The sequence below is a fragment of the Kitasatospora sp. NPDC058478 genome, assembly GCF_042720345.1.
In the GTDB taxonomy this organism is placed as follows: Bacteria; Actinomycetota; Actinomycetes; order Streptomycetales; family Streptomycetaceae; genus Kitasatospora.
In genome coordinates, this window is the sequence record NZ_JBHXML010000069.1 from 37,124 (window position 1) to 60,334 (window position 23,211).

Genomic DNA, 23,211 nt, shown 5'->3' on the forward strand with positions numbered 1-23,211 from the left:
GCGGGCTCAGCCGAGGTCGGGGACGCGGACCGGCATCAGGAGCGAGAAGGTGCCCTCCCGGCCCGGCGTGCGAATCGCCAAGGGGGCGATCGGGCCGCCGAGTTCGAGCACCAGCTGCTCGGGGCGGCCGACCCGCAGGGCGTCCAGCAGGAAGTCGCGGTTGACCGCCACCCTCAGGTCTCCGGACGCGGATCCGGGGCCGGACTCGGCATCGGCCACCGCCAGGCGGCCGTCCGCCGTGAGGGTGAGGACGGTGACCGCGCAGTCCGCGCCGTTCGGGCCGGAGGGCAGGGTGCGGGTGGCGCCGGTCTCGACGGCGCCGCGCAGTTCGGCGGCGGACAGGTCGATCCGGTGCTCCGGTTCGAGCCGGGTCAGCACCCGGTGGTCGGGGTAGTCGAAGTCCAGGGCGGCGCCCTCGATCCGGTGGCCGCCGGTCTCGGCCCGGACCAGGCCGCCGCCGAGGGTCAGCGCGACCTCGGCCTCGGCGTCGGCCGCGCCCGCGCCCGCGCCCGCGCCGAGCAGCGCACGCAGGGCGTCGACCAGGGCGGTAGGGACGATCGTGCCGCCGTCCGGCCGGTCGGGCACCGTGGTGGCGGGCACCTCGGCGAGCGCCATCCGGTAGCGGTCGGTGGCGACCAGGCGCAGCACCGGGCCGTCCGGTTCGAACAGCACCCCGGCGAGCGCCGGCGTTCCGGGGTCGCCGCCGACGGCGAAGCGGACCGCGTCCAGTGCGGCGGCCAGTTCCTCGGCCGGGACGGTGAAGCGGACTTCGGCGGGGGTGGTGGTCATCGGTTGCTCCCTCTGGTCGGTCGTCACGCGGATCAGGGAGAGCTCGCGGCGGGCGTCGGCGAGGCCCTCCTCCAGCCGGCGCAGGTGCGCGTCGAGCACCCGCGCGGCCGCGCCGGAGCCGGGCGCCGCACCGAGCACGGCGCGGATGCCGGCCAGCGGCAGGCCGACCCGGCGCAGCCGGGCCAGCAGGCGGGCGTCGGCGAGTTGGCCGGGCCGGTACCAGCGGTAGCCCGTCTGCGGGTCGACCCAGGCGGGGGTGAGCACCTCGGCGCCGTCGTAGTAGCGCAGGGTGCCGACGCCCAGGCCGCTGGCGCGGGCCAGCTCGCCGATGCTGTGCAGCTCGCTCTCCATGCCGGTGACTCTGCGGGCTCGACCAGGTCGAGGGTCAAGCCCGGCCGGCGAGGTGGGCGAGCTTCGACGGGTTGCGGACGATGCGCAGCTCGGCGATCCGGGGCCGGCCGTCGGGCCCCTCGACGAAGTCGAACACCGAGACGGCGTCGATCGCGCCGTCCTGGGTGACCAGCAGCCCGGGCTGGCCGTTGACCAGGACCGGCCGGAGCTCGGCGCCCTCGCCCAGCTGGCCGAGCACCCCGAGCAGGAAGCGGGCGACGTTGTCGGCGCCGGTGACCGGGCGCAGCGCGGCGCGGACCACGCCGCCGCCGTCGGTCCAGGAGGTGACGTCGGGGGCGAGCAGGTCCAGCATCCGGTTGAGGTCGCCGCCGACGCAGGCCGCGAGGAACTCGTCGGTGGCGCGGCGGCGCAGCTCCGGCGGGACGTCGTAGCGCGGCCGGCGGGCCCGGACGTGCGCCTTGGCCCGGCTGCCGACCTGCCGGCAGGCGGCCTCGGTGCGCTCCAGCGCCTCGGCGATCTCCCGGCAGGAGAAGCCGAAGGCCTCCTTGAGGACGAAGACGGCCCGCTCCAGCGGGGACAGGCTCTCCAGCACCACCAGCAGGGCGAACGAGACCGTCTCGGCGCGCTCGACGTCGGCGGTCGCGTCCGGCTCGGCGACCAGCGGCTCGGGCAGCCAGGGGCCGACGTAGGCCTCGCGGCGGACGGCGGCCGAGTCGAGCCGGTTGAGCGCGAGGTTGGTGACCGTCCGGGCCAGGTAGCCGGCCGGGTTGGCGACCGGGCCGGTGACCCCGCTCCAGCGCAGCCAGGTGTCCTGGACCAGGTCCTCGGCGTCGGCGACGCTGCCGAGCATCCGGTAGGCGATACCGAAGATCATCCGGCGGTGCCGCTCGAAGTCGTCGAGGGCGGGGTCGGCGAGGGTGTCGGTCACCGCTCCGACGCTACCGCACGGGCGGCGGCGGGCCGAGGCCTCGTCAGCCGCGGAACGCCTCGTACGCGGGGGCGAGCAGGGTGGCGAGGTCGCGGCCGCGCACGGTGACGCCGGAGCGGCCGAGGCGGCGCAGCGAGGGCTCGTCGGGCTCCTCCTCGGGCCCGGGCGGGGCCGGGCGCAGGGTGAAGCCGCCGCCCCAGTAGGCGGCGACGTTCACGGCGGGGGCGTTCGCGGCGGGGGCGTTCACGGGTTGGGCGTTACCGGGTTGGGCGTTACCGGGTTGGGCGTCCCCGGCCGGGGCGTTTCCCGGCGGGACGGGGGCACGGTGGCCGGGTGTCATGCGTCCTCCTCGGCGACGGCGTCCTCACGGGTGAGCGCGACCAGTTCACGCAGCGCCTCGACCGGCAGGTCGGTGAGCCAGCGCTCCCCCTCCCCCACCACTGCTGCGGCCAACGAGCGCTTGGCGGCGAGGAGTTCGTCGATCCGCTCCTCGACGGTGCCGACGCAGACCAGTCGGCGGACCTGGACGTCCCGGCGCTGGCCGATCCGGAACGCGCGGTCCGTGGCCTGCTCCTCGACCGCCGGGTTCCACCAGCGGTCCAGGTGGATCACCTGGTTGGCGGCAGTCAGGTTGAGGCCGGTGCCGCCGGCCCGCAGCGAGAGCAGGAACACCCTTGGCCCGTCCGGGGACTGGAAGCGCTCGACCATCTCCTCACGGCGGGCCCGGGGGACGCCGCCGTGCAGGTAGAGCACCTCCTCGCCGAGCCGGCGGGCCAGGTACGGGCGCAGCATCGTGCCGAACTCGGCGTACTGGGTGAAGACCAGCGTCCGGTCGCCCTCGGCCAGCGCCTCCTCCAGCAGCTCCGCCAGCCGGGCCACCTTGCCCGAGCGCTCGCCCAACGCCGAGCCGTCGTGCAGCAGTTGGGCCGGATGGTTGCACACCTGCTTGAGCTTGCCGATCGCGGCCAGCACGGTGCCGCGCCGCTCCACGCCCCGGATCCCCTCGACCCGCTGCAGCAGGTCGGCCACCACGGCCTGGTAGAGGCCCGCCTGCTCGGCGGTGAGGCTGCACCATACGGTCATCTCCTGCTTGGCCGGCAGCTCGGCGGCCACCGCCGGGTCGGACTTGAGCCGGCGCAGCACGAACGGGGCGGTACGGCGCTGGAGTTCGGCGGTGCGCTCGGGGCTGCGGTGCAGTTCGACCGGGATCGCGTAGCGCTCCTTGAAGCGCTCGGCCGGGCCGAGCAGCCCGGGGTTGGCGAAGTCCAGGACGGCGTGCAGTTCGGCGAGCCGGTTCTCCACCGGGGTGCCGGTCAGGGCGATCCGGTGGCGGGTGACGGGCAGTGCGCGGACGGCCCGGGACTGGGCGGTGCCGGCGTTCTTGACGTACTGCGCCTCGTCGGCGACCACCCGGCGCCAGCGGATCGCCCGCAGCGCGGCGAGGTCGCGCTGGACCAGCCCGTAGGTGGTGATGACGAGGTCCACGCCCCGTACGGCGTCGGCGAGTTGGTCGGCGCCGAGGCGGCCGGAGCCGTGGTGGACGTGGCGCCGCAGCGCGGGGGCGAAGCGCTCGGCCTCGCGCTGCCAGTTGCCGACCAGGGACATCGGGCAGACCAGCAGGGTGGGGCCGACCGCCCCCTCGGCCTGCTCGGCGGCCAGCAGGGCGAGGGTCTGGACGGTCTTGCCGAGGCCCATGTCGTCGGCCAGTACGGCCCCGAGGCCGAGCCCGGCCATCGCCCGCAGCCAGGCCAGGCCGCGCTCCTGGTAGGGGCGCAGGGTGGCCCGGAAGTCGGGCGGCAGCGCGGGGGCGGGGGCCGGGGCGGCGCGCCCGGCCAACAGGTCGCCGAGCGGGCCGTCCGCGCGGACGGCGGTGACGGGCAGCCCGGCGACGGTCGCCTCCGGGTCGAGGGCCAGCCGCAGCAGATCGGCGGTGGCCAGCACGCCGTCGCGCCGGTCGGCGAGGAAGGCGAGCGCGGCGGCGATCTGCTCCGGGTCGGCCTCCAGCCAGGTGCCGCGGACCCGGACCAACCCCTGCTTGGCGGCGGCGAGTTCGGCCAGTTCCTGCTCGGTGAGCGGCGCCCCCTCCGGGCCGAGCGCGGCCTGCCAGCGGAAGGCGACCACGGCGTCCCGGTCCACCTGGGAGGCGACGGCGAGCGTGCCCGGCGCGGGCGGGGTGGTGGCCCGCAGGGCGAGCCCGAGCCTGGGCCGGCGGCGCCACCAGGCGGGCAGCAGCACGCCGAAGCCGCCCTCGGCGAGGGCGGGCGCGGCGGTGCGCAGGAAGTCCAGCGCGCCGGCCCGGTCGAGCGGCAGGGCGGCCGGGCGGGAGCGGTGCCGCAGGCCGTCCAGGGCCGGCCAGCGGTGGGCGGCGCGGGCGAGCTCGGTGACCAGGACGTCGGCCGGATCCGGCGCCTTGCGGGCCAGCGCGGCGTGGGCGGCGCCGCCTTCGTGCAGGTCGGCGGCGCGGACCAGGAGGGAGGGCTCGTCGACGGCCTGGAGCAGGAACTCCAGCTGCCAGGCGTCGTCGGAGGGCCGGCCCTCGGGGTCGTCCGGGTCGGGCCCGAGCGGCTCCAGCAGGCGGAAGCAGAGCCGGAGCGCGGGCGCGGTGGGCTCGGCGGCGGCGTACCAGGCGGCGAGTCGGCGGCGCAGTTCGGCGAAGCCCTCGGACCGGACGTCCGTGAGGCCGCCGTCCGGGGTGGTCAGGGCGTGCAGCCAGCGTTCGGCGGCGGCCCCCACCGCGGCGGCCGTCGTGGCAGCGGTCCCCACCGCGGCGGCCGTCGTGGCGTCGGCTGGAGCGCCACCGGTTCGGGCGTCGCCGGTTCGGGTGTCGCCGGGCCGGGTGTCGCCCGGTCCCAGCGGGGGCGTGCCGGCCAGGGCGGCCCGGGCCTCGGCGTCCACCAGTGCGCCCAGCGCGGCGTCCAGCAGGGCCTCGCCGGTGCCGGCGCCGGCCGCCGGCCACTCCCCCAGCAGGACGGGCGGGCAGCCGTCCGCCAGTGCGGCGGCCTCCCGGCGGCCCGCCGGGGTGGGGTCGGGCCGCCAGCGGGCCTGCGGGCGGCCGTCCGCCAGGACGGGCAGCGGCAGCACCCGGCCCCGGCCGACCGTTCGCCAGGCGAGGTCGTGCACGCCGGTCAGCCAGCGCAGCGAGGGGCCCTGGACGACCTCGACGCGCCCGGTGCCGGGCAGATCGGTGCTGGTGACGGCCCAGTGCGGGTCGAAGACCTCGCCGAGCAGTTGGGCGGCCGCCCCGGTGTCGAAGAGCAGCGCGGGGACGCGCCAGGGCGCCAGGACGGCCGCGCCCCGGACCGGGGTGACCGGCAGGTCGGGCGAGGGCGCGGGCAGGGCGCCGGTGGTGGGCAGCAGCAGGGTGGCCCAGCGCTCGGGGGCCTGGCCGGCGAGCCAGCCGAGGCCGGGCCCGATGCCGCCGAGGACGGCGGCGAGTTCGCCGGCCGGGCAGGCGTAGGGGTGGGCGCGCGGGGCCGCCCGGTCGGGGCGGGGCTCGGCGGTGCCCGGGTGGGCGCGGGCGTCCTCGGCCCACAGGGCCAGCCGTCCGTCCGCCCGCCAGAGCGCGTGCAGGACGAACATGCGGGAGGCCTTCCGGTCGGCGGAACCGTCCTTCGCAGCCTAACCGGGCGGTCCGACAGTGCCGCTCCGCCAAGTCTTTCGCGAAACGCCGACGACTGTGGTTGAAATTTGAACGAAAGCGGCCTACGCTGAAACCAACAAGTTGAAGCCTAAACAAATGGCTTCGGACCCGAGGAGGAGCCATGGGCCTGTTCAACCGCACCAAGACCGCCACCCCCACCGCCGTCGCCGTCGCCGAGACCCCGGCCGGCCCGGACCTCGCCCACCTGACCGGCGACTGGACCATCGACACCACGCACAGCGAGGTCGCCTTCTCGGTGCGCCACGCCATGGTGACGAACGTCAAGGGCCGCTTCACCGAGTACGACGGCAAGCTGCACCTGGACGGCAGCACCCCTGGCAACTCCTCCGCCGACCTGGTGATCAAGGTCGCCAGCATCGACACCAACCAGGCCCAGCGCGACGAGCACCTGCGCACCGGCGACTTCTTCGCCGCCGACACCTACCCGGAGATCCGCTTCCGCAGCACCTCGGCCGAGCGGCTGCGCGGCGACACGTACCGGATGAGCGGCGAGCTGACCATCAAGGACACCACCCGCCCGGTGGTCCTGGACCTGGAGTACACCGGCAGCGCCACCGACGCCTACGGCGCCGAGCGGGTCGGCTTCGAGGGCAGCACCGTCCTCGACCGCACCGAGTTCGGCCTGACCTACAACGCGGCCCTGGAGACCGGCGGCGTGCTGATCAGCGAGAAGGTCAAGCTCAGCTTCGACATCTCCGCCGTCAAGGCGGCCTGACCCGGCCGTCCACGACTGCCACCCGGGCCACCGGACCCGCCGCGCGGACCGGTCCGCCCGCCCGCCGCCCCTGCCGACCCCCGACGGCAGGGGCGGCATCGCGTCCCGGCGGCCCCCGTCACCCGGCCCTCACCCGGCCGCGGCACTTGGCCCGGTCACCCGAGCAGCGCCGCGTCCGCCGTCGGCAGCCAGCTGCCCGCCGGCCGCCGCAGCCAGCCCTCGGCCTCACCGAGCCCGGCGGCACGTACGGCGCGGCCGGCGTCAGGCCGTGCTCGCGCAGCAGGCGGACACCGAGGTCGGCCCACTCGGTGGTGGCCGGGTTGCCGGCGCAGACGTCGACGGGGTGCCCGGTCAGCTCGGCGACGCGCAGCACCGGACGGCCGGCCAGCGGGTGGGTGTCCGCCATCATCACCGAGATCTGATCCAACCGGACCGGCCGCTGGGTGAGTTGGCCGCGCAGCGGGGCGGGCAGTCCGGCGAACCGGCCGAAGGACACGTCCAGCCGGTGGGCCAGCAGTTCGGCGGCGGCCGCGGCGAGGCCGCCGTGGAAGCGGGCCAGCAGTTCGCCCTCCGGCCAGGCGGCGCGGGCGCGTTCGAGCACCCGGTCGGCGGTGAGGTCCGGGCCGGTGACGTCGCTGTTGAGGTCCACCAGCAGCGGCCGGGCCGCGGCGCCCGCCAGGATCTCGTCGTGCAGGGCGAGGAGCCGGCGCGCCCGGGGCAGCAACCGCAGCCCGGCCGGGGTGAGTTCGACACTGCGGGTGGTGCGGGTGAACAGCGCGTCGCCGAGCAGCCCTTCCAAGGTCCGGATGTCCCGGCTGAGCGCCTGCTGGGCGACGTGCAGCCGCCCGGCGGCCCGGCCGAAGTGCAGGCTCTCGGCGGCCGCGACGAAGCCGCGGAGCAGACGGGGGTGCAGGTCACGGGGCATGGGCGGCAGATTAACAACAACCTGCTGTGAATGTGGCGGAACAGGTGTTGGACCGCCGCCCGGCACCGACGGGAGGCTGATGGGCGTCCCCCTCACTCTCCCCAGGAACCCGATGCCCTCGCGCGCCCTCCTCACCTCCTACCGGCGGCTGTTCGCGGCCCCCGGCGCCGCCGCCTTCACCCTCGCCGGGCTGCTCGGCCGGCTCGCGCTGTCGATGAACGGCGTCTCGCTGGTCGTGCTGCTCGCCGAACGGCGCGGCTCGTACGCGCTGGCCGGCACCGTCTCGGCCGTCGGGCTGATCACCGGCGCGATCGGGATGCCGCTGCTCGGGCGGCTGGTGGACCGGTACGGGCAGGCGCGGGTGACCGTACCGGCCGCGCTCTACAACACCGCCCCGCTCGCCGCCCTGCTGCTCTGCCTCCGGCTCGGCGCACCCGACTGGACGCTCTACGCCTGCTGGGCGGCCTGCGCGGCCGCGCCCAACCTCGGCGGCATGGCCCGGGCCCGCTGGGCACACCTGTACCGGGCCGACCCGGCCGCCCGGCACCTGGCCAACTCCCTCGAACAGGCCCTGGACGAGCTCTGCTTCATGGCCGGACCCGTCCTCGCGATGACGCTCTGCACGGCGGTCGCCCCGGAGGCCGGGCTGCTCGCCGCCGGGGCGCTCGGCACCACCGGCGCCCTGCTGTTCGCGGCCCAGCGGCGCACCGAACCACCGTTGCCCGCCCGCGCGGAGGGCGACCGCCACGGCTCGCCGCTGCGAGTGCCCGGGCTGCGGGTGCTGCTGCTCGCCTTCCTCGCCACCGGCGTCGTCTTCGGCTCGACCGAGATCACCACCGTGGCGTACGCCGACGCGCTCGGGCACAAGGCGGCGGCGGGCGCGCTGCTGGCCCTGGTCGCGGGCGGATCCTGCCTGGCCGGGCTGGTGTTCGGGCTGCTGACGCCGCGTCGGTCACCCGGAGTGCGCTTCCTGTCCGGGGCCGCGGCGATGGCCGGGGGGCTGCTGCTGCCGCTCGCAGCCGGACTCGGCGGGGCCGGACTCGGCCTGCTCGGGGTCGCGCTGTTCGCGGCCGGCACGGCCACCGCGCCGACCATGGTGACCGGGATGACGCTGGTCCAGGAACTGCTGCCGGGGCGGCAGTTCAACGAGGGGATGGCAATCGCGGTGTCCGGCATCGTGGTCGGCATCTCGGGCGGCGCGGCGCTCGCCGGCGCGGTCGCCGAGCACGCCGCCCCCGGCACCGGCTACGCCCTGCCGGCCTGCGCCGCCGCGCTCGCGCTGCTGATCGCCCTGGCCGGGCGGCGGCACCTGCACGCCGCCGGGGCCCCGGCGGAAAGTGCCGCGCGGGTTGTCAGTGGCTCGGTCTAGCGTTCGGGACATGGCGGAAATCACCTATGTCCGAGGCGATGCCACCGCGCCGCAGGGCAAGGGCGTGAAGGTGATCGCGCACGTCTGCAACGACCTCGGCGGCTGGGGCAAGGGCTTCGTGCTCGCGCTGTCCAGACGCTGGCCCGAGCCCGAGGCCGCGTTCCGGCGCTGGCACCGAGGGGTGCCGGTGACGGTCTACGACGTCGGCTGAGCCTGCGCCGCCTGCGCAGGCACTGTATGCGCAGGCACCGCCTGCGCCGCGAGGCTCTCGGCGGGCCAGCTGTACACGTACTCGGGCAGCACGTACCCGCCCGGGAACACGCCCTCCTGTACCCGCGTCCGTACACCGCCCTCGCGCTCGTAGAAGGCGATCGCGCGGATGTTGTCGCGCAGCACCTCCAGGTACAGCTCGGCCCCGGGGTGCCGCTCGACGACGTGGGCGCGGGCTGCGGCGAACAGTGCGCGGCCGATGCCGCCGCCGGTCCGGCCGGGGCGGACGTGCAGGTTGTCGACCAGTACCCGGCCGTCCGGCTGGGGGACGAGGTAGATGAACCCGACCGTCTCCCCGGCCTGGTCGGCGATCAGCAGTTCCGGCTCGGCGGCCGGATCGCCGTAGTCGACGGTCAGCCGCAGCTCCCACAGCTCGCGCCGCTGGACGGGCAGTCCGTCGCCGAGTGCGTCCGCGGGGACGATCCCGCGGTAGGCGGTGCTCCAGCTGCGGGCGTGCAGGTCGGCGACGGCCGCGGCGTCCTGCGCTCCGCCGCGCCGGATGGTGGTCTGCACGGGACTGATCATGTGACGAGCCTCCCACAGATTGGAGTTGAACATGTTCAAGCGAAACCTCTACAGTGCTCACATCATTTTGAACGCGTTCGAAATGGCGGGGGTGGTGGATGTGGCACCGAGCACGGAGGGGACGCCCGGTGCCGCGTCCACCGACACGGGTTGGAGCTTCGTCTCCGGTTAGGCTCGTGCCCGTGGACGACCTGGCAGCGACGAACCGAACGGACGGCACGAGCGGTGCGGCCGCGACCCCGGCCGACACCCCGGCCGACACCCCGACCGACCCTGCAGCCGACACCGCGACCGACCCCGCGGCCGCACCCGGTGCCGACAGCGGGCCCGGCACCGACAGCGGGCCCATGCCCGGCGGTCGGGCGCAGCCGAAGACCGACAAGAGCGAGCAGACCCGGGCGCTGATCCTGGAGACCGCGATGCGGCTCTTCCAGGAGCGCGGCTACGAGAAGACCACCATGCGCGCGATCGCCACCGAGGCGGGCGTCTCGGTCGGCAATGCTTACTACTATTTTTCGGCGAAGGAATTCCTAATTCAGGGATTCTATGACCGAATGACGTACGACCATGCGGCGGAGGCCAGGAATCGCATGGCCAATACGCGGAACTTTGCCGAGCGCCTGGAAATCGCGCTGACCTCCTGGCTCGACACGGCCGCGCCGTACCACGAGTTCGCCGCCCAGTTCTTCCGCACCGCTGCCGACCCGACCAGCTCGCTGAGTCCGTTCTCCAACGAGTCCCACCCGGCGCGAGCGACCGCCGTGGAACTGTTCCGCGACGTCTTGCAGGGCTCGGAGCTGGCGCCCAAGCTGGATGCCGAGCTGGGAGAGTTGCTGCCCGACGTGCTCTGGCTGCACCTGATGGTCGTGGTGCTCTACTGGGTTTTCGACCGGACCGAGGACACCGAGCGGACGCGGGAATTCGTCCGCCGGTCCACCCCCATGGCGGCCCGGGTGATCAACCTCTCGCGTTATCGGGTATTCCGCCCGATCGTCCGCGATGCCAAGGGCCTCATCCAGGACTTCATCCTGCCGACCATCGGAAAAACCGCCGTCAAGTAGCCCGCCCGAGGGCAGCTCGGACGCGTCGGGGGCCGGACCGCAGCGGTGCGGTCCGGCCCCCGGCGTGACGGCGCCGCTCAGAAGCCGTCCGGGTTCCAGGGTTGCAGCGGCGTGCGCAGCAGCAGGTCGGCGGCGACCGCCGCGCCGGGGCGCAGTTCGGTGAGCAGGCCGGCCGCGAGCAGCCGGGGCGCCGTCTCGCCGCCCAGGTAGAGCGAAGCCAGCTCGGAGGCGTCCAGGGCGAGGTCGGCGTCGTCCGTGGTCCGGGTGCAGCGGCCGGTGCCGTCCGCGGCGACCTCGATCGCCCAGCGGCCGGAGGCGTAGCCGAGCCGGTCCTCGACCTCCAGGACCACCCGGCCGGGCGCGCCGTACGTCCGGGCGTCGAACGCGGCCGCCACGTCCAGCACCCGCAGCCAGGTGAAGTCGGCGTTGTCCACGTACGGGGTGGCGGCGCGCGGCTCCTGGAGCAGCAGCGGCAGCGGGTCGTCCGGGCCGATGTTCTCCGCGACGACCTTGCGCACCCAGTCGACGGAGAGGACGAAGCGCCACAGCTCGGCGGCGGTCGCCCGGTCGAGGGCGAGGAAGTCGGCCACGGTCAGGGTGCAGTTCGGGTAGCTGCCGTCCCAGGCGTCGTCGACCCGGTAGGCCACCAGGCCGGTGACCGTGCCGTCGGCGTCCCGGTGGACGGCCACGAACGGCTCCTTGAACTCGTGGCCCGGCAACTGGAGTTCGCCGGTGTTCCGCTTCCACCACAGCTCGTCGCGGGCGATCGCGCCCGGCTGGGTGCGCCGCCAGCGCTCGTGCAGGTCGGGGCCCAGCTCGCGGGCCTGCTCCATGGTCACGAAGTCGATCCGCCCGCCGGGCACGGTGGGCAGGCCGTCGCGCAGGCCGCGGGTGCGGTGCAGGTCGATGTTCCAGCCGTGGCCGCGGGTGGCCGGGCCGAAGCCGTAGCGGCCGTAGATGTTGTACTCGGCGGCGATCAGGATGGCGACCGCCGAACCCCGCTCGGCGGCGGCCGCGAGGTCGCGGCGCATCAACGTGCCGAGCAGGCCGCGGCGGCGGTGGGTGGCGCTGACCGTCACGGCGGTGACGGCGTCGGCCCGGACGGTGGCCCCGCCCGGGACGGTCAGCTCGACGTCGAAGCTGCGGAAGGTGGCGATGCAGCGGTCGCCGTCGAAGCCGGCCAGCATCCGGCCCGGCTCCCACTGCAGGCGGCGGAAGTCGGCCGTGCTCTCCGCGTGCGAGCGCAGGAAGCCCAGAGCGAGCGCCCGGTCCCACGCGGCCACCTCGCTCTCGGCGATCGCGCGGGTCTGGAGGCCGTTCACGATGTCGACGGCCCCGTCATCGGTTGTGTTGCCCATCGGGCCACCGTACGGGCGTCGCTTTCGGGCGGCATCCCATTTATTCCGTGCCCGATGCGCGGTGCTCCCCCGGCACCACCACCCAGTGGTTGCAGTGCAGGACGCGGTTGGCGAAGTCGACGTCCAGCTCGCCGAGCAGCCGGAAGCCGAGCGCCCGGCAGATCCCGTTGGACGGGCCGTTGGCCGTCGCCGGGAAGGCGTGCACCGGGCCCCACCGGCCGTCCCGGGCGGCCGCGTCCAGCAGCTCCCGGACGGCCGCCTTGGCGAGGCCGCGCCCCTGGAACTCGGGCAGCACCATCCAGCCGATCTCGGCCACGGCGGCGCCGTCCTCCTCGTGCGACCAGAGCGTGACGGAGCCGGCCACCACCTCCGGCCCGGCGCCGTCCGGGACGATCACCTTGATCCACGAACGGTCCTCGGCGACCTCCACGACGTCCTTGCGCAGCCGCTCCCGCACCCGCTCCTCCGGCAGCGGCCCGCCCAACTCGGCCATCATCACCGCGTCGCACCGCATCCGGACGTACGCCCCGACGTCCCCCGCCTCGACGTCCCGCAGCCTCATCGCGTCTCCTCCCGAGTGATCGACGCGGCCACGCTAGCGCCCGCCGCCGACAGCCGGGGCGCTACGGGCGGGCGTAGAAGTCGGGGGTGCCCATGATCCAGAGGCTGGCCTGTTTGACCGGCATGCCGACGCGGGGGGCCTCGATCATCTGGTCGTCGCCGATGTAGAGGCCGACGTGGTGGATGTCGACGGCCCGGCCGGTGTCCGTCCAGAACACGAGGTCGCCGGGGCGCAGCTGGCGGTAGCTGACCGGGGTGCTCTCGGCGTACTGGTCGGCGGCGAAGTGGTTGAGCTGTTTGCCGCCCTCGCGCCAGGCCATCATGGTGAGCCCGGAGCAGTCGTAGCCGGCCGGGCCCTCGCCGCCCCAGATGTAGGGCAGGCCGATCTTGGAGCGGGCGAAGGCGATGGCGGCGGCGGCGCCCTCGGCGGACCACGGGCGGTCGGCGGCGGGGGGTGCGGCCGGGGTGGCCCTGGCGGCGGCCTCGGCCGCGGCGGCCGCTTCGGCGGCGGCCTTCTCGGCGGCGGCGCGGGCGGCGGCCGCGGCCTCGCGGGCGGCGATCGCCTCCAGGGCCTCGCTGCGCCGGCGTTCCAGGTCGACGGTGGTGTGCCGGGCGGCGGCCAGGTCGGTGAGCAGTTGTTCGCGGCGGCGGTCGGCGGCGACGACCGCCTCCTGCTGGGCCGCGAGCCGGGCCTCGGCCCTGGCCTTGGCGGCGCCGACCTCGGCGGCGGCCTTCTCGGCGGTCTCGGTGGCGGCGCGGGCGGCGGCGGAGGCGCGGGTCGCGGCGGCGGCGGTGGAGGTGGCGGCGTCGAGGATCTGCCGGGTGCGCTCGCTGGCGACGCCGATCACGGCGGCGCGGTCGCCGGCTTCGCGCGGGCCGTGGGCGCCGAGCAGGGCGTTGAGGGCGGAGAGGGCGGCGCCCGCGCCCTGGCGGTACGTTTCGGCGGCGAGCTGGGCGGCGTCCTCGGCGGCCGCGGTGCGGTCGGCCTCGGCGGCGGTGGCGCGCCGGGCGGCGGTGGTCTCGTCGGCGCGGGCCCGGACGAGGGCGAGCTGGGCGCCGTTGTAGGCCTCGACGGCCTGTTCGGCGCTGCGGCCGGCCTGGTCGAGTTCGGTCCGGGCAGCGGCGAGGCCGGCTTCGATGGCGGTGACGGAGGCGGCGGTGCGGTCGGCCTCGGCGCGGGCCCGGTCGATCTCCCCGGTGGTCGGGTACGGGTCCTCCGTCCGGGCGGGGCCGGCGGCCGGTTCGGGGTCCGCCGGGGCGGCCTGGGCTGCGGGGAGCAGCCCGAGCAGGGCGGTGAGGGACAACAGGAGGGTCGGCAGGAGCCTGCGCGCCACGAGACATCCCCTTCTCACGGGTCCGGAGGGGACGGCGGCGGACGGTCCGCGGCGCTCGGGCGGGGCGGCCGGGCGGAGCAGGTCCGACGAATCATCCCATCACATGACAGAACGGTCACTCGTCGATCATGTTCTCAACTCCGGCGCTTTTCACACCTCGAACGCGCTCCGCCGAGCGGGTGACCATCAGATGATCTGACCGCTGGTCACCTTCAGTCAGGCGCACCAGGTATACGAACTACCGATGGATCCGGCGGGTGTGCGGACGCAGGTGGGGGTGTCGCCCGGACCGGTGCTCCACCCCGGTCGGACGAACCGCGTACGTCCGGTTGCGCCCCGCCCGGATCGCGCGACGGCGCTGCTGCGCCCCGAGGGACGGGCCCCCACCGCTGTCGCCCGCGCCGTACGCCCCGCCCACCGCCGCCGGGGCGGCCCCGGCGGCGGCCGCCGAGCGGCGGTCCGCCAGCCGCGCCTGACGCCGGGCCAGGGCCCGGGCGGCGTGCGCGTCGAGGTGGGCGGTGGCCCGGGCGGACATCCGCTCGGCCACCCGGTGGGCGGCGGGATGGTTCGCGGGCACCTTGTCGGGGGCGCCGGCGATCAGGTCGAAAAGCCAGGTGCGGGCCCGGTCCGCACGCCGGTGCAGCAGGCGCTCGCGCCGGAGCGCACGCGCCCGGCGGCGCGGGCGCGTGGCGTACCGCCAGCGGGCCCACGGGCTGCTCGGGCGGGCCAGCCGGATCGCCCCGATCCAGGACAGGCCGGGGACCATGATGCCGAGCAGGCCGGTCCACATCTTGCCCTTGATCAGGGTGATCACCGAGGCCAGGGCGTTCACCGAGATCACCGTGATCAGGCCCCACCTGGTCTCCTGGCTGGGCACCACGCCGAGCGGCACGTACCCGACCAGCAGCAGGGCGGTGAACAGGATCCCGAAGATCACCGCGTCCACCGACTTGCGGCCCTGCTCGCTCCAGTACACGTCGTCCAGGTGCAGGATCAGCGCGAACTCGTCCAGCACCAGGCCGCAGCCGATGCCGAAGACCAGCCCGAACCAGTCGATCCACGGGTGCCCGCCGTACGTGGCGAACACCCCGACGCCGCCGACCAGCAGGAAGCCCAGGCCGAACACCATGTGATGGATGTGCAGGCCGCCGGGGGTGACGTTGCCGAACCACCACCGCACCTCGGCGCGGATCATCCGGACGCTGAACCGGATGAACACGAAGGAGGTGATGAAGCCGACCAGCAGCAGGAACAACGGCTGCTTGTGCGCGGCGACGATGTGCTCGCGGTAGCCGTCCAGCAGTGTGGTCATGCGTCTTACCTTCGTTCCTGGTCCTGCGTGCGGCCTGCCGTGACATGGCCCGGAACCCAACACCGGTCCAACGTGCGGTCAGAACCCGCGGGTGCGTTTGGCCGCCCGGCGCGGCACGACCGGGTACAGCGACGGGCGCTCGCCGCCGACCGGCAGCTTCATGAACATCCGGGCGATCTCACCGCCCAGGTTCACCCCGATCGCCAGTGCCATCGCGATCGCCGCCGCCCGGGAGACGGACACCAGGCCCGCACTGGCGTGGCCCTGGGCGAAGGACAGCATCCCCAGGTAGAGCGCCGAACCGGGCATCAGCGGGCCGATCGCGGCGGTCACGTACGGCAACGCGGAGCCGTTGCGGTAGCGCGCCATCAGCTGGCCGAACAGGCCGACCAGGCCGGCCGCCACCCCCGTCGCCACGATCGGGGAGATGCCCGCGTTGTACGCCAGCACGCCGTAGCTGGCCCAGCCGATGCCGCTGTTCAGGGTGACCAGCGCGAGCGAGCGGCGGTCGGTCTGCAGCAGCGTGGCGAAGGCCAGGGTCAGCAGCATCGCGGCGATCATCTGGACCGGCGGGTAGGTGACGCCCGCCAGGCTCTCGTCCGGCCGCAGCTTCGCCTCGAAGCCGACCCCCAGGTAGAGGATCAGCATCACGCCGATCACGATGCCCGCGACCAGGTAGATCACTTCCAGCAGGCGGGCCGCGGCGGTGATGTAGAAGCCGGTCAGGCCGTCCTGGACGGCGGCGACCAGCGCCCGGCCGGGCAGCAGCGCGAACAGGCCACCGGTGATCACCACCGAGCCGCGCAGGCCCCAGTCGTTGAAGGACAGGATGATCCCGGAGGCGGCGGCCGGCATCGCGGCCGCCACGAACTGGTAGAACTCCGGCAGCCGGCGCCGGGCCAGCGTGGAGGCCAGCCGGTCTCCGAGGACGGCCGCGACGAAGGCGCTGGCGAAGACCAGCCAGGCCTTGTCGTCGATCCGCCCGCCGACCAGGAAGGTGGCCGCGCCGGCCAGCAGACCGGTGGTCAGCGCGAGCATCCAGCCCGGGTACGGGTGCCGGTTGCGGCGGATCAGGGCGAGCCGGCGGTAGGCGTCGTTGACCGTGACCTTCTCCGCGGTGATGTCCGCGACCAGCTCGTAGACCGCGTTCAGCCGGGTGTAGTCGGAGGTGCGGCGGCGCACCACCCGGTCGGCGGTGATCGGCGGCTCGACCAGCGAGGGCTGGTGCGAGATGCCGATCAGGGTGAAGGTCACCTGCGGCTCGCAGCGGTCCAGCCGGTAGGCGTGCGCGATGCCGAGCATCGCCGCCTCGACGTCCTCGGCGGCCTCGCCGCTGGCGAGCAGCAGCTCGCCGATGCGCAGCGTCAGGTCGAGGATGCGGGGGACGTTGCGGGTCGCGCCCGCGGAGGGGTGCAGCTCGCGGGCGGTCCGCTCGAAGGCGGGGCGCTCGGACATCGGCATGCGCAGCAGGGTGCGCATCCGGTCCGGCCAGGGCGCCTCGCCGGGGGCGCCGGCGGTCAGCTCCGGGACCGGGATGCCCATCGGCGGGGTGTAGCCGGCGGCCCGCCACTCCTCGGGGGTGAGGGTGTCCTCGGCGACCGATCGGCGGCGGGCGGGGCGCGCGTCCTCCGGGCCGGGTGCCTGTCCGAGCGCAGGGTGCGGCCCGGACCCGGGGGGCGGCCCGGACTCGGCGGGCGGTTCCCGCTCCGGCTCCGGGGACAGCAGGCCCCTGGTCTCCGTGATCGGCGGGACGAAGGGGACGACGGTGGCGGGCTCGACGGTCGGGGCCGGATGGCCCAGCAGGCCCTCGGTGGGCGGCGCCTCGGCGGGGTCCACCGGCCGTACCGGCGGCGTCCGCCGGGTCTGACGGACCGCCCGGCCTCCCCTCGCCCGCTTGCCTGCGCCCGGTCGGCCCCGCTTAGGCACTTCCGCTCCTTGCCACCCCTGGCGGCCGTCGGCCACCGTTCGATCTCGGGTTACACCTTGCCTGATCGAACTGCCGGACGCACATGTACGCGGCGTACCCCGACGGGGGCCGCGGACTCCTACCCGGCGCGGTGGCGGTCGGCGGACGCCGCGCCGGAACGGCGGGCCCGCAGCAGTTCGACCGCCACCGGGACCACCGAGACCAGCACGATGCCGACCAGGATCGCCTCGATGTTCTCCCGGACGAACGGGATCTGGCCCAGGAAGTAGCCGAGCACGGTGACGCCGGCGCCCCACAGCACGCCGCCGACGAGGTTGAAGACCACGAAGGTGCGGTAGTTCATCCTGCTCACCCCGGCGACGATCGGGGTGAAGGTGCGCACGATCGGCACGAAGCGGGCCAGCACGATCGCCTTGGGCCCGTGCCGGTCGAAGAAGGCGGCGGCCTTCTCCACGTTCTCCTGCTTGAAGAGCCGGGAGTCGGCGCGGCGGAACAGGCTCGGCCCGACCTTGCGGCCGAACAGGTAGCCGACCTGGTCCCCCGCCACCGCGGCGGCCACGATCAGCGCGCAGACCAGCCAGAGCGGCTGGTGCAGGTAGGTGCCGTCGGCCACCAGCAGGCCGGTGGTGAACAGCAGCGAGTCCCCCGGCAGGAAGAAGCCGATCAGCAGCCCGGACTCGGCGAAGACGATGGCCAGGACACCGAACAGGTTGAAGGCGGAGATCAGGTTGGTCGGATCGAGCCAGGACGGGCCGAGGGCGAGGCTGGTCACGGGCGGACACTCCTGGGGGTCGAGTCTTGGCAATGAAATGGTAAAGCATTTACCAAGACTCGACAGATCCCGGGATGGTTCCCGCCCCGGGCACGCGCGCCCCGCCCCCGTGGCGCGCGTGCCCGGACCGGGTCAGAGCCGGACCGGGCTGGAGCGGGAACGGGTCAGAGGCCGTAGCGCTCGACGATCTCCTCGTGCCGGGCGGCGTCCGCGCCCGCCGCCTTGGCCAGGTCGAGCCAGGCGAGCGGGTGCGGCCAGTCGCCGGTGAGCCGGTGCAGCAGCGCGTCGGCCTCGGCGGCGGAGGCCGTCGGCGGTACCCCGAGGGCGGCGTAGACGCCGGGCAGCGTGCCGTCCTCGTCGGCCGGGTCGGTGATGCGGTACTGCTCCCCGCTGTACGCCCAGACCGCGAAGCCGGCCTGCTGGAGGCTCTCGCGCAGCGCCGCCCACGGCTCGTCGCCGGGCCAGCCGCCGTCGATCCAGTACGTGGTGTACCCCGCCGGGTCGAGCAGGGTGAGCAGCTCGAACACCGGGTGCCAGCCGCGCCGCTCCTCCTCGGGGGCGTCCTCGGCCGGCGGCGGCTCCAGCAGCGCCGGGGCGAAGACCACCACGTCGCCGTGGTTGAGCGTCAGGTCCTCGCCGAGCACCGGCAGTATCCGGGCGGTGGCCGGACCGGTGCGGACGGCGGGCAGGTCGGCGGTGGCGCCGTTGGTGCGGGTGGCCCGGACGGTGACCAGCTGCCACTCCTCGTCCACCGGCCCCTCGGGCTCGTCGAACTCGATGCCGAGCAGCGCGCCCGCGGAACGGACCGCGGCCCAGTCCCGGTTGGCGGTGGCCGCCGTGATCAGGTGCCAGAGGTCGGGCTCCTGGACGGTGCGGTGGCGCTCCTCCTCCGGGGCGGCCTCGGCAGGCAGCGCGTGCTCCAGGAGCTCCTGGTACAGCCGCTGCGCGGTGGCGTGGTCGCCCAGCTCGGTGGCGGCGCCGGCGGCCAGCCGGCGGGTGTTGATCCGGCCGGCGTCCAGGGCGAGGATCGCCTCGCACTGCTCCAGCACCTCGGCCCAGCGGCCCTCGGCGGCGGCCCAGCGGGCGCGTATCCAGTGCCCGTCCTCCGGGCTGGTGTCGGCCAGCCGGTCGGCGAGGCGGCGGACGCCCTCGCCGTCCCCCGCGTCGATCAGGGCGGAGCCGAGCATGCCGATCAGCACCTCGTCGGCCGGGGCGGTGTCGAGCCAGTGCCAGAGCAGGTCGGCGGCGGCCCGGGCGTGGCCGAGGCCGCCGAGCACCGCGGCCAGGTTGACGGCCAGTTCGGTGGCGCCGGCCTGCTCACCCCGGTACCGGTCCAGGGCGACGGAGAGCAGGTCGGCGCCGGTCTCGTAGGGCACTCCGACCTCGGCCAGGTGCGCCGTCAGCTCGCCGGGCGGGACGGGCAGCTCGGGCTCCGGCAGCGCCTCGGCGGCCGCCCGCAGCGCGGCGACCTCCGCGGCCACGCCGTCGGTGCGGCGCAGCTGGGCGAGCTTGCGCTCCCCGGTCGCGGCGAGGGTCAGCGCCACCGTCCGCGCGCCGCGGGCGAGGGCGAGCCGACCCGCCGCCAGCAGCAGGTCCACGCACGGGCGGTGCGAGCCGGTGCCGTCCAGGTAGCCGACCCAGCCGGCCACGGCGGCGCCCAGTTCGGCGTCGTTCTCCCAGGCGCCGGCCGCGACCAGCAGCTCGACCGTGTGCGTCCAGCCGTCCCGCAGGTCGGCGTGGCGCTCGGCGGCCTCCCGGTCGGGCAGCAGCGCCAGCGCCTCCTCCGTCCGGCCGAGCGAGGCCAGCGCGCGGGCCCGCAGCAGGCCGCCCCAGAGCCGGTCGCTCTCGTCGATCTCGTGGCCGCGGGAGCGCTCGGCCTGCTCGGCGGTGTCGAGCAGCGCGAGCACCTCCTGGTGCCGGCCGAGCCGGTGCAGGGTGCCGGCCCGGGCGTGGTGGAAGTGCAGCGAGAGCCGCTCGCCGGCCGCCTGGATCCGGGTGGCGGCGGTGTCCAGGTGGGCGAGCGCCTCGGTGTGGCGGCCGTCGTCCTCCAGCGCGTCGGAGTACTCGCGGGAGAGGCAGTCGAAGCAGGCGCGGCCGGGCTCGATCCGCTCCAGCGTCTCGCCGAGCACCGCCAGCCGCTCCGGCACGTAGCCGGGGCCGTCGACCCGGGCGTGGCAGATCGCGAAGTCCTGCACCACGCAGACGGACTGCGGGCAGCCCGCCGTCTCCTCGCGGTGGGCGAACTCCAGCAGGTCGACCGCCTCGGGCAGGGCCTGCTCGCCCTGGTGGCGCTTGTTCAGCAGGTTCTGCATCCGCCAGTGCCGCAGGTAGACCTCGACCCAGGGCAGGCCGAGCGCCCGGGAGGCGGCCAGGGCCTCCGGGTAGACGGCGTCCACCTGGTCGTTGCGGCCCTCGTTGGCGTGGCCGGGCAGCTCGTAGATGGCGTCGGCCAGCCGCCGGTGGCCGGCCTCGGCCAGCTGGCGGTGGGCGTCGTGGACCCAGGCCCAGATGTCGGTACTCATGTGGTGTCCCCCTGCGTGGTGCTGATGTGATGTCTACCGCGGACCACTGACAATCCGTCCGTCACGCCTCGTCCGTCACGCCTCGTCCGGGAGGGCGTCGAGGGTGTCCGGGACGCCCGGCAGGCCGGCCGGGACGGCGGCGGTCAGCGCCGAGACCGCGGTGCCGACGCCGGACAGCGCGGCGGTGAGGTCGCCGCCGGACGCGCCGGTCGAGCCCGCCGAGGCGGCGGCCATGATCACCTTGAGCGAGCGGAGCAGCCCGGCCGCCGTGGCACTGCCGGTGTGCCCGGCACGGTAGGCGGCGAGCAGGTCCAGCACGGCCGGGCAGGACAGGTTGAGGTAGAGGCGGGCCCTGACCTCGCCGTCGGTGCGGGCGGTGAACGCCCGGGCCAGCCGCAGCGCCGCGGACGGGATCCGGGCGTCGGCCTGGTCGTCCTCGATCCGGGCCTTCAGCTCGGCCTCGCGGTCCGGCACCAGGACCAGCGGCAGGCCGGGCGGGTCGAACCGGGCCGGGACGAGCTGCTCGCCCTCGTCGGCGAGGGCGCCGGCCAGCCAGGCCGCCTCGCCGGCCGGCAGCGGCCGCTCCGGGTCGCGGAACAGCTCGCGGTCGCCGTGCTCGCTGCCCAGCTCGACCAGGCGGCAGCCGCGCAGCTGGGCGTAGCGACGCAGGAAGGGCAGGACGGCGTAGCGGTCGCCGCGGGCGATCGGCACCCGCATCGCCCGGTACAGCATCTCCTCGAAGCCGCCGCCGCTGCCGAGCGCGACGTGCACCGCGCCCCCGCCTGCGGCCCGCAGTGCGCCGGCCGTGAGGTCGCCCTGGGAGGTGGGGACGGGGACGTCGTCGGCGAGCAGGGTGAACAGCCGCTCGTCGCAGAGCGCGGCGCCGAGCAGGTCCTGGCCGTGCCGGGTGAGGATGCGGCGCCAGGCGGCGGGCCGCAGCCGGGCGGTCTCGTACAGGCCGTCGACGATGGCGTCGGTGAGGGCGCGCTGGAGCGCGCGGTAGTGGTCGTCGCGCTGGAGGTCCTCGCGGCTGGCGGTGGGGGTGAGCCGGCTGGACTCGACCACGCCGCCGATGAACCCGGCCCAGCTGGGCAGCAGGTCGCGGGCGTCCTCGGCGAGCAGCATGCCGCGCAGGTAGACGGCGAGGTCGCGGTTGTCGCTGCTGCCGTAGGTGCCACCGTCCTGGACCCAGAGCAGGCCGATCGCGTCGGTGCCTCCCTCGGCCCCTCCCCCGGTGCCGCTCTCGGTGCCGCTCTCGGCCGGGTGGACGGGGAAGGCCGTGAGCGGCTCGAAGCGGCGGCCGAAGGCGGTGGCGAAGCGCATCCGGGCGGCGTGCTGGTCACCCGGCACGCTGTGGCGCCAGGGCACCTCGACGTTGTTGACGGGCTGCTCGTCGTCGCCGACGTAGACCGGGATCGGCAGCAGCACGCAGTACCGGCCGAGCACGTCGCGCAGCGCGTCCTCGTCGGCGAGGTGGGCGTGTTCGGCCTTGAGGGTCAGCTCGACGACCGTGCCGGGGCGGGGCCGGGCGGCCACCGGGTCGACCTGGTACTGCTCGCCGCCCCGGCTGCGGTAGCGGTGGCCGAGGTGCGGTTCGCGGTGCGAGGTGGTGGTGACGGCGACCTCGTCGGCCACCGAGAAGGCGGAGAGGAAGCCGAGGCCGAAGGCGCCGATCAGCTCCTGGTTGCCGGTGAGGTCGCGCAGCATCCGGGTGTAGCCGGTGCCGACGGTGGCGAGGTAGGAGTGGATCTCCGGCTCGGTGAGGCCGGCGCCGGTGTCCTCGATGGAGACGGTCCGCCGGGCGGCGTCGCCGCGCACCCGGATCAGCGGGCGGTGGTCGCCGTCCGGGTCCTCCAGGAGTCGGCGGGTGTGCGAGTCGTGGGCGTTCTGGACGAGTTCGCGCAGAGCGACCAGCGGGGTGGAGTAGAGGTGGGTGGCGAGGACGTTCACCAGTCCGCCGAGATCGACCTCGGTCGTACGCAGATCCTCGGCGGGGGCGGGCTCGGGCGGGGCACCTTCAGACATGGGTCCCCAGTGTGCCAGTGCGACTATCCGGCCACCATTTCTTTCTCTCTGAGAAAACTCAGTCAACTCTGTGTTGACTGCACAGGGTTGCCCGACTCCGCCGCTTGTGCATCAACTTCCCTCCCCACCAGCAGTTTTGATGGGTTGAGATGCCTTCGTCGCGACCATCGGGCAATCTCCGGATACGGCGTCACCATGACACCATCGGGGGAATTGCCACCCGTTTGGTGGAGTTCGTCCGCGCTGTTGGTGAATGCTGAACGTGCGACGTCAGGCAACGGCGCCACGGAGCGGCCACTCCGGATCGCGCCACATTTCGCACCCCCAGCTCAGGGAGACCACCGTGTCCCGTATCCGCGCAGCCGCCGCCGTCACCGCCCTCGGGGCGTTCCTCCTCGTCGGCTTCGGCGCCGCCAGCGCCCACGCCGACAACGGCGCCGGCGCCCTCGACCACTCCAACAGCAGCGTCGTGAGCAACACCGGCTCCGCCAACGTCATCGGCAACGTCCACGGCAACGTGGTCGTCACCCAGCAGACGGCCACCGGCTCGGGCGCGAGCAACCAGAACAACGGCCTCGCCGCGACCGGCAACGGCGGCAACATCGGCGCCCTGCAGGGCAACGGCAACCTCGACGCCCGGGCCTTCTTCCCGGTCGGCTAGAGCCGCCCCGCCCCAGGCGCAGCCACACCCCACGGGCCGGGTGGCCCCCCCCCCAGCCCGGGGCGCGCGCCCCCCCCCCCCACGTACCCCGCGGCGAAAAATAAAACAACAATACCAGCCCCCGCCACTAACAAAGTAGAAATAA

Annotated in this window: 18 protein-coding genes and 1 pseudogene; 5 read left to right on the forward strand and 14 right to left on the reverse strand. The window is 74.9% G+C overall.

The window, feature by feature from the left end; all coding sequences use genetic code 11:
• Positions 1-6 precede the first annotated feature (6 nt).
• From ACFWPT_RS31650 to ACFWPT_RS31665, 4 genes are all read right to left on the reverse strand, one after another.
• The gene (locus ACFWPT_RS31650) at positions 7-1,140 is read right to left on the reverse strand and encodes a MerR family transcriptional regulator (RefSeq protein ID WP_380485961.1); all 1,134 of its coding nucleotides are present in this window, start codon (positions 1,138-1,140) and stop codon (positions 7-9) included.
• Positions 1,141-1,174: 34 nt separating this feature from the next.
• On the reverse strand, positions 1,175-2,068 hold the full coding sequence (locus ACFWPT_RS31655) for an RNA polymerase sigma-70 factor (RefSeq protein WP_380485963.1): 894 nt from the start codon (positions 2,066-2,068) through the stop codon (positions 1,175-1,177).
• Between the two features lie 43 nt (positions 2,069-2,111).
• Positions 2,112-2,315: a hypothetical protein gene (locus tag ACFWPT_RS31660; protein WP_380485965.1), complete on the reverse strand. Its 204-nt coding sequence runs from the start codon at positions 2,313-2,315 to the stop codon at positions 2,112-2,114.
• Between the two features lie 89 nt (positions 2,316-2,404).
• A complete protein-coding gene (locus ACFWPT_RS31665; protein ID WP_380485967.1) occupies positions 2,405-5,647 on the reverse strand; it encodes an SNF2-related protein in 3,243 nt (1,080 codons plus the stop codon).
• Positions 5,648-5,829: 182 nt separating this feature from the next.
• On the opposite strand from ACFWPT_RS31665, the gene ACFWPT_RS31670 reads away from it, so the two are divergent.
• Positions 5,830-6,444, forward strand: coding sequence for a YceI family protein (locus ACFWPT_RS31670; protein ID WP_380485969.1), 615 nt, complete (start codon positions 5,830-5,832; stop codon positions 6,442-6,444).
• Between the two features lie 118 nt (positions 6,445-6,562).
• Here the strand turns inward: ACFWPT_RS31670 and ACFWPT_RS31675 are convergent, their stop codons facing one another.
• A complete protein-coding gene (locus tag ACFWPT_RS31675) occupies positions 6,563-7,369 on the reverse strand; it encodes a LysR family transcriptional regulator (protein WP_380485971.1) in 807 nt (268 codons plus the stop codon).
• 112 nt (positions 7,370-7,481) lie between these two features.
• Between ACFWPT_RS31675 and ACFWPT_RS31680 the strand changes: the two genes are divergently transcribed.
• Positions 7,482-8,738, forward strand: coding sequence for an MFS transporter (locus tag ACFWPT_RS31680; RefSeq protein ID WP_380485973.1), 1,257 nt, complete (start codon positions 7,482-7,484; stop codon positions 8,736-8,738).
• Between the two features lie 10 nt (positions 8,739-8,748).
• Positions 8,749-8,916 (forward strand): annotated as a pseudogene (locus tag ACFWPT_RS31685) (Appr-1-p processing protein); the annotation flags it as partial.
• Positions 8,917-8,933: 17 nt separating this feature from the next.
• Here the strand turns inward: ACFWPT_RS31685 and ACFWPT_RS31690 are convergent.
• Complete coding sequence (locus ACFWPT_RS31690; protein ID WP_380485975.1) at positions 8,934-9,521, reverse strand: GNAT family N-acetyltransferase; 588 nt, start codon at positions 9,519-9,521, stop codon at positions 8,934-8,936.
• Between the two features lie 194 nt (positions 9,522-9,715).
• Between ACFWPT_RS31690 and ACFWPT_RS31695 the strand changes: the two genes are divergently transcribed.
• Positions 9,716-10,594, forward strand: coding sequence for a TetR family transcriptional regulator (locus tag ACFWPT_RS31695; RefSeq protein ID WP_380485978.1), 879 nt, complete (start codon positions 9,716-9,718; stop codon positions 10,592-10,594).
• 77 nt (positions 10,595-10,671) lie between these two features.
• Here ACFWPT_RS31695 and ACFWPT_RS31700 read toward each other — a convergent pair whose 3' ends face one another.
• From ACFWPT_RS31700 to ACFWPT_RS31735, 8 genes are all read right to left on the reverse strand, one after another.
• Entirely contained in the window at positions 10,672-11,952 is a 1,281-nt protein-coding gene (locus ACFWPT_RS31700; RefSeq protein WP_380378066.1) for a GNAT family N-acetyltransferase, read from the reverse strand.
• 40 nt (positions 11,953-11,992) lie between these two features.
• Complete coding sequence (locus tag ACFWPT_RS31705; RefSeq protein ID WP_380378067.1) at positions 11,993-12,514, reverse strand: GNAT family N-acetyltransferase; 522 nt, start codon at positions 12,512-12,514, stop codon at positions 11,993-11,995.
• 61 nt (positions 12,515-12,575) lie between these two features.
• Positions 12,576-13,847, reverse strand: coding sequence for a C40 family peptidase (locus ACFWPT_RS31710; RefSeq protein WP_380485980.1), 1,272 nt, complete (start codon positions 13,845-13,847; stop codon positions 12,576-12,578).
• A 238-nt stretch (positions 13,848-14,085) separates the two neighbouring features.
• Positions 14,086-15,159, reverse strand: coding sequence for a hypothetical protein (locus ACFWPT_RS31715; protein ID WP_063348769.1), 1,074 nt, complete (start codon positions 15,157-15,159; stop codon positions 14,086-14,088).
• Between the two features lie 78 nt (positions 15,160-15,237).
• On the reverse strand, positions 15,238-16,995 hold the full coding sequence (locus ACFWPT_RS31720; protein ID WP_380485983.1) for a threonine/serine exporter ThrE family protein: 1,758 nt from the start codon (positions 16,993-16,995) through the stop codon (positions 15,238-15,240).
• 209 nt (positions 16,996-17,204) lie between these two features.
• On the reverse strand, positions 17,205-17,858 hold the full coding sequence (locus tag ACFWPT_RS31725; protein WP_380380603.1) for a DedA family protein: 654 nt from the start codon (positions 17,856-17,858) through the stop codon (positions 17,205-17,207).
• A gap of 164 nt (positions 17,859-18,022) precedes the next feature.
• Positions 18,023-20,380 (reverse strand): hypothetical protein, encoded by a 2,358-nt coding sequence (locus tag ACFWPT_RS31730; protein WP_380485985.1) that lies wholly within the window; start codon positions 20,378-20,380, stop codon positions 18,023-18,025.
• Between the two features lie 75 nt (positions 20,381-20,455).
• The gene (locus tag ACFWPT_RS31735) at positions 20,456-22,405 is read right to left on the reverse strand and encodes an ATP-binding protein (RefSeq protein WP_380485988.1); all 1,950 of its coding nucleotides are present in this window, start codon (positions 22,403-22,405) and stop codon (positions 20,456-20,458) included.
• 343 nt (positions 22,406-22,748) lie between these two features.
• On the opposite strand from ACFWPT_RS31735, the gene ACFWPT_RS31740 reads away from it, so the two are divergent.
• Entirely contained in the window at positions 22,749-23,066 is a 318-nt protein-coding gene (locus ACFWPT_RS31740) for a hypothetical protein (protein ID WP_063348764.1), read from the forward strand.
• Positions 23,067-23,211: the final 145 nt, after the last annotated feature.

Excerpts from the sequence above, each read along its gene's own strand:
- ACFWPT_RS31705 (WP_380378067.1), bottom strand. The coding sequence starts at position 12,514 with ATGAGGCTGCGGGACGTCGAGGCGGGGGACGTCGGGGCGTACGTCCGG.
- ACFWPT_RS31675 (WP_380485971.1), bottom strand. The coding sequence starts at position 7,369 with ATGCCCCGTGACCTGCACCCCCGTCTGCTCCGCGGCTTCGTCGCGGCC.
- ACFWPT_RS31650 (WP_380485961.1), bottom strand. The coding sequence starts at position 1,140 with ATGGAGAGCGAGCTGCACAGCATCGGCGAGCTGGCCCGCGCCAGCGGC.
- ACFWPT_RS31700 (WP_380378066.1), bottom strand. The coding sequence starts at position 11,952 with ATGGGCAACACAACCGATGACGGGGCCGTCGACATCGTGAACGGCCTC.
- ACFWPT_RS31735 (WP_380485988.1), bottom strand. The coding sequence starts at position 22,405 with ATGTCTGAAGGTGCCCCGCCCGAGCCCGCCCCCGCCGAGGATCTGCGT.
- ACFWPT_RS31715 (WP_063348769.1), bottom strand. The coding sequence starts at position 15,159 with ATGACCACACTGCTGGACGGCTACCGCGAGCACATCGTCGCCGCGCAC.
- ACFWPT_RS31665 (WP_380485967.1), bottom strand. The coding sequence starts at position 5,647 with ATGTTCGTCCTGCACGCGCTCTGGCGGGCGGACGGACGGCTGGCCCTG.
- ACFWPT_RS31730 (WP_380485985.1), bottom strand. The coding sequence starts at position 20,380 with ATGAGTACCGACATCTGGGCCTGGGTCCACGACGCCCACCGCCAGCTG.
- ACFWPT_RS31670 (WP_380485969.1), top strand. The coding sequence starts at position 5,830 with ATGGGCCTGTTCAACCGCACCAAGACCGCCACCCCCACCGCCGTCGCC.
- ACFWPT_RS31680 (WP_380485973.1), top strand. The coding sequence starts at position 7,482 with ATGCCCTCGCGCGCCCTCCTCACCTCCTACCGGCGGCTGTTCGCGGCC.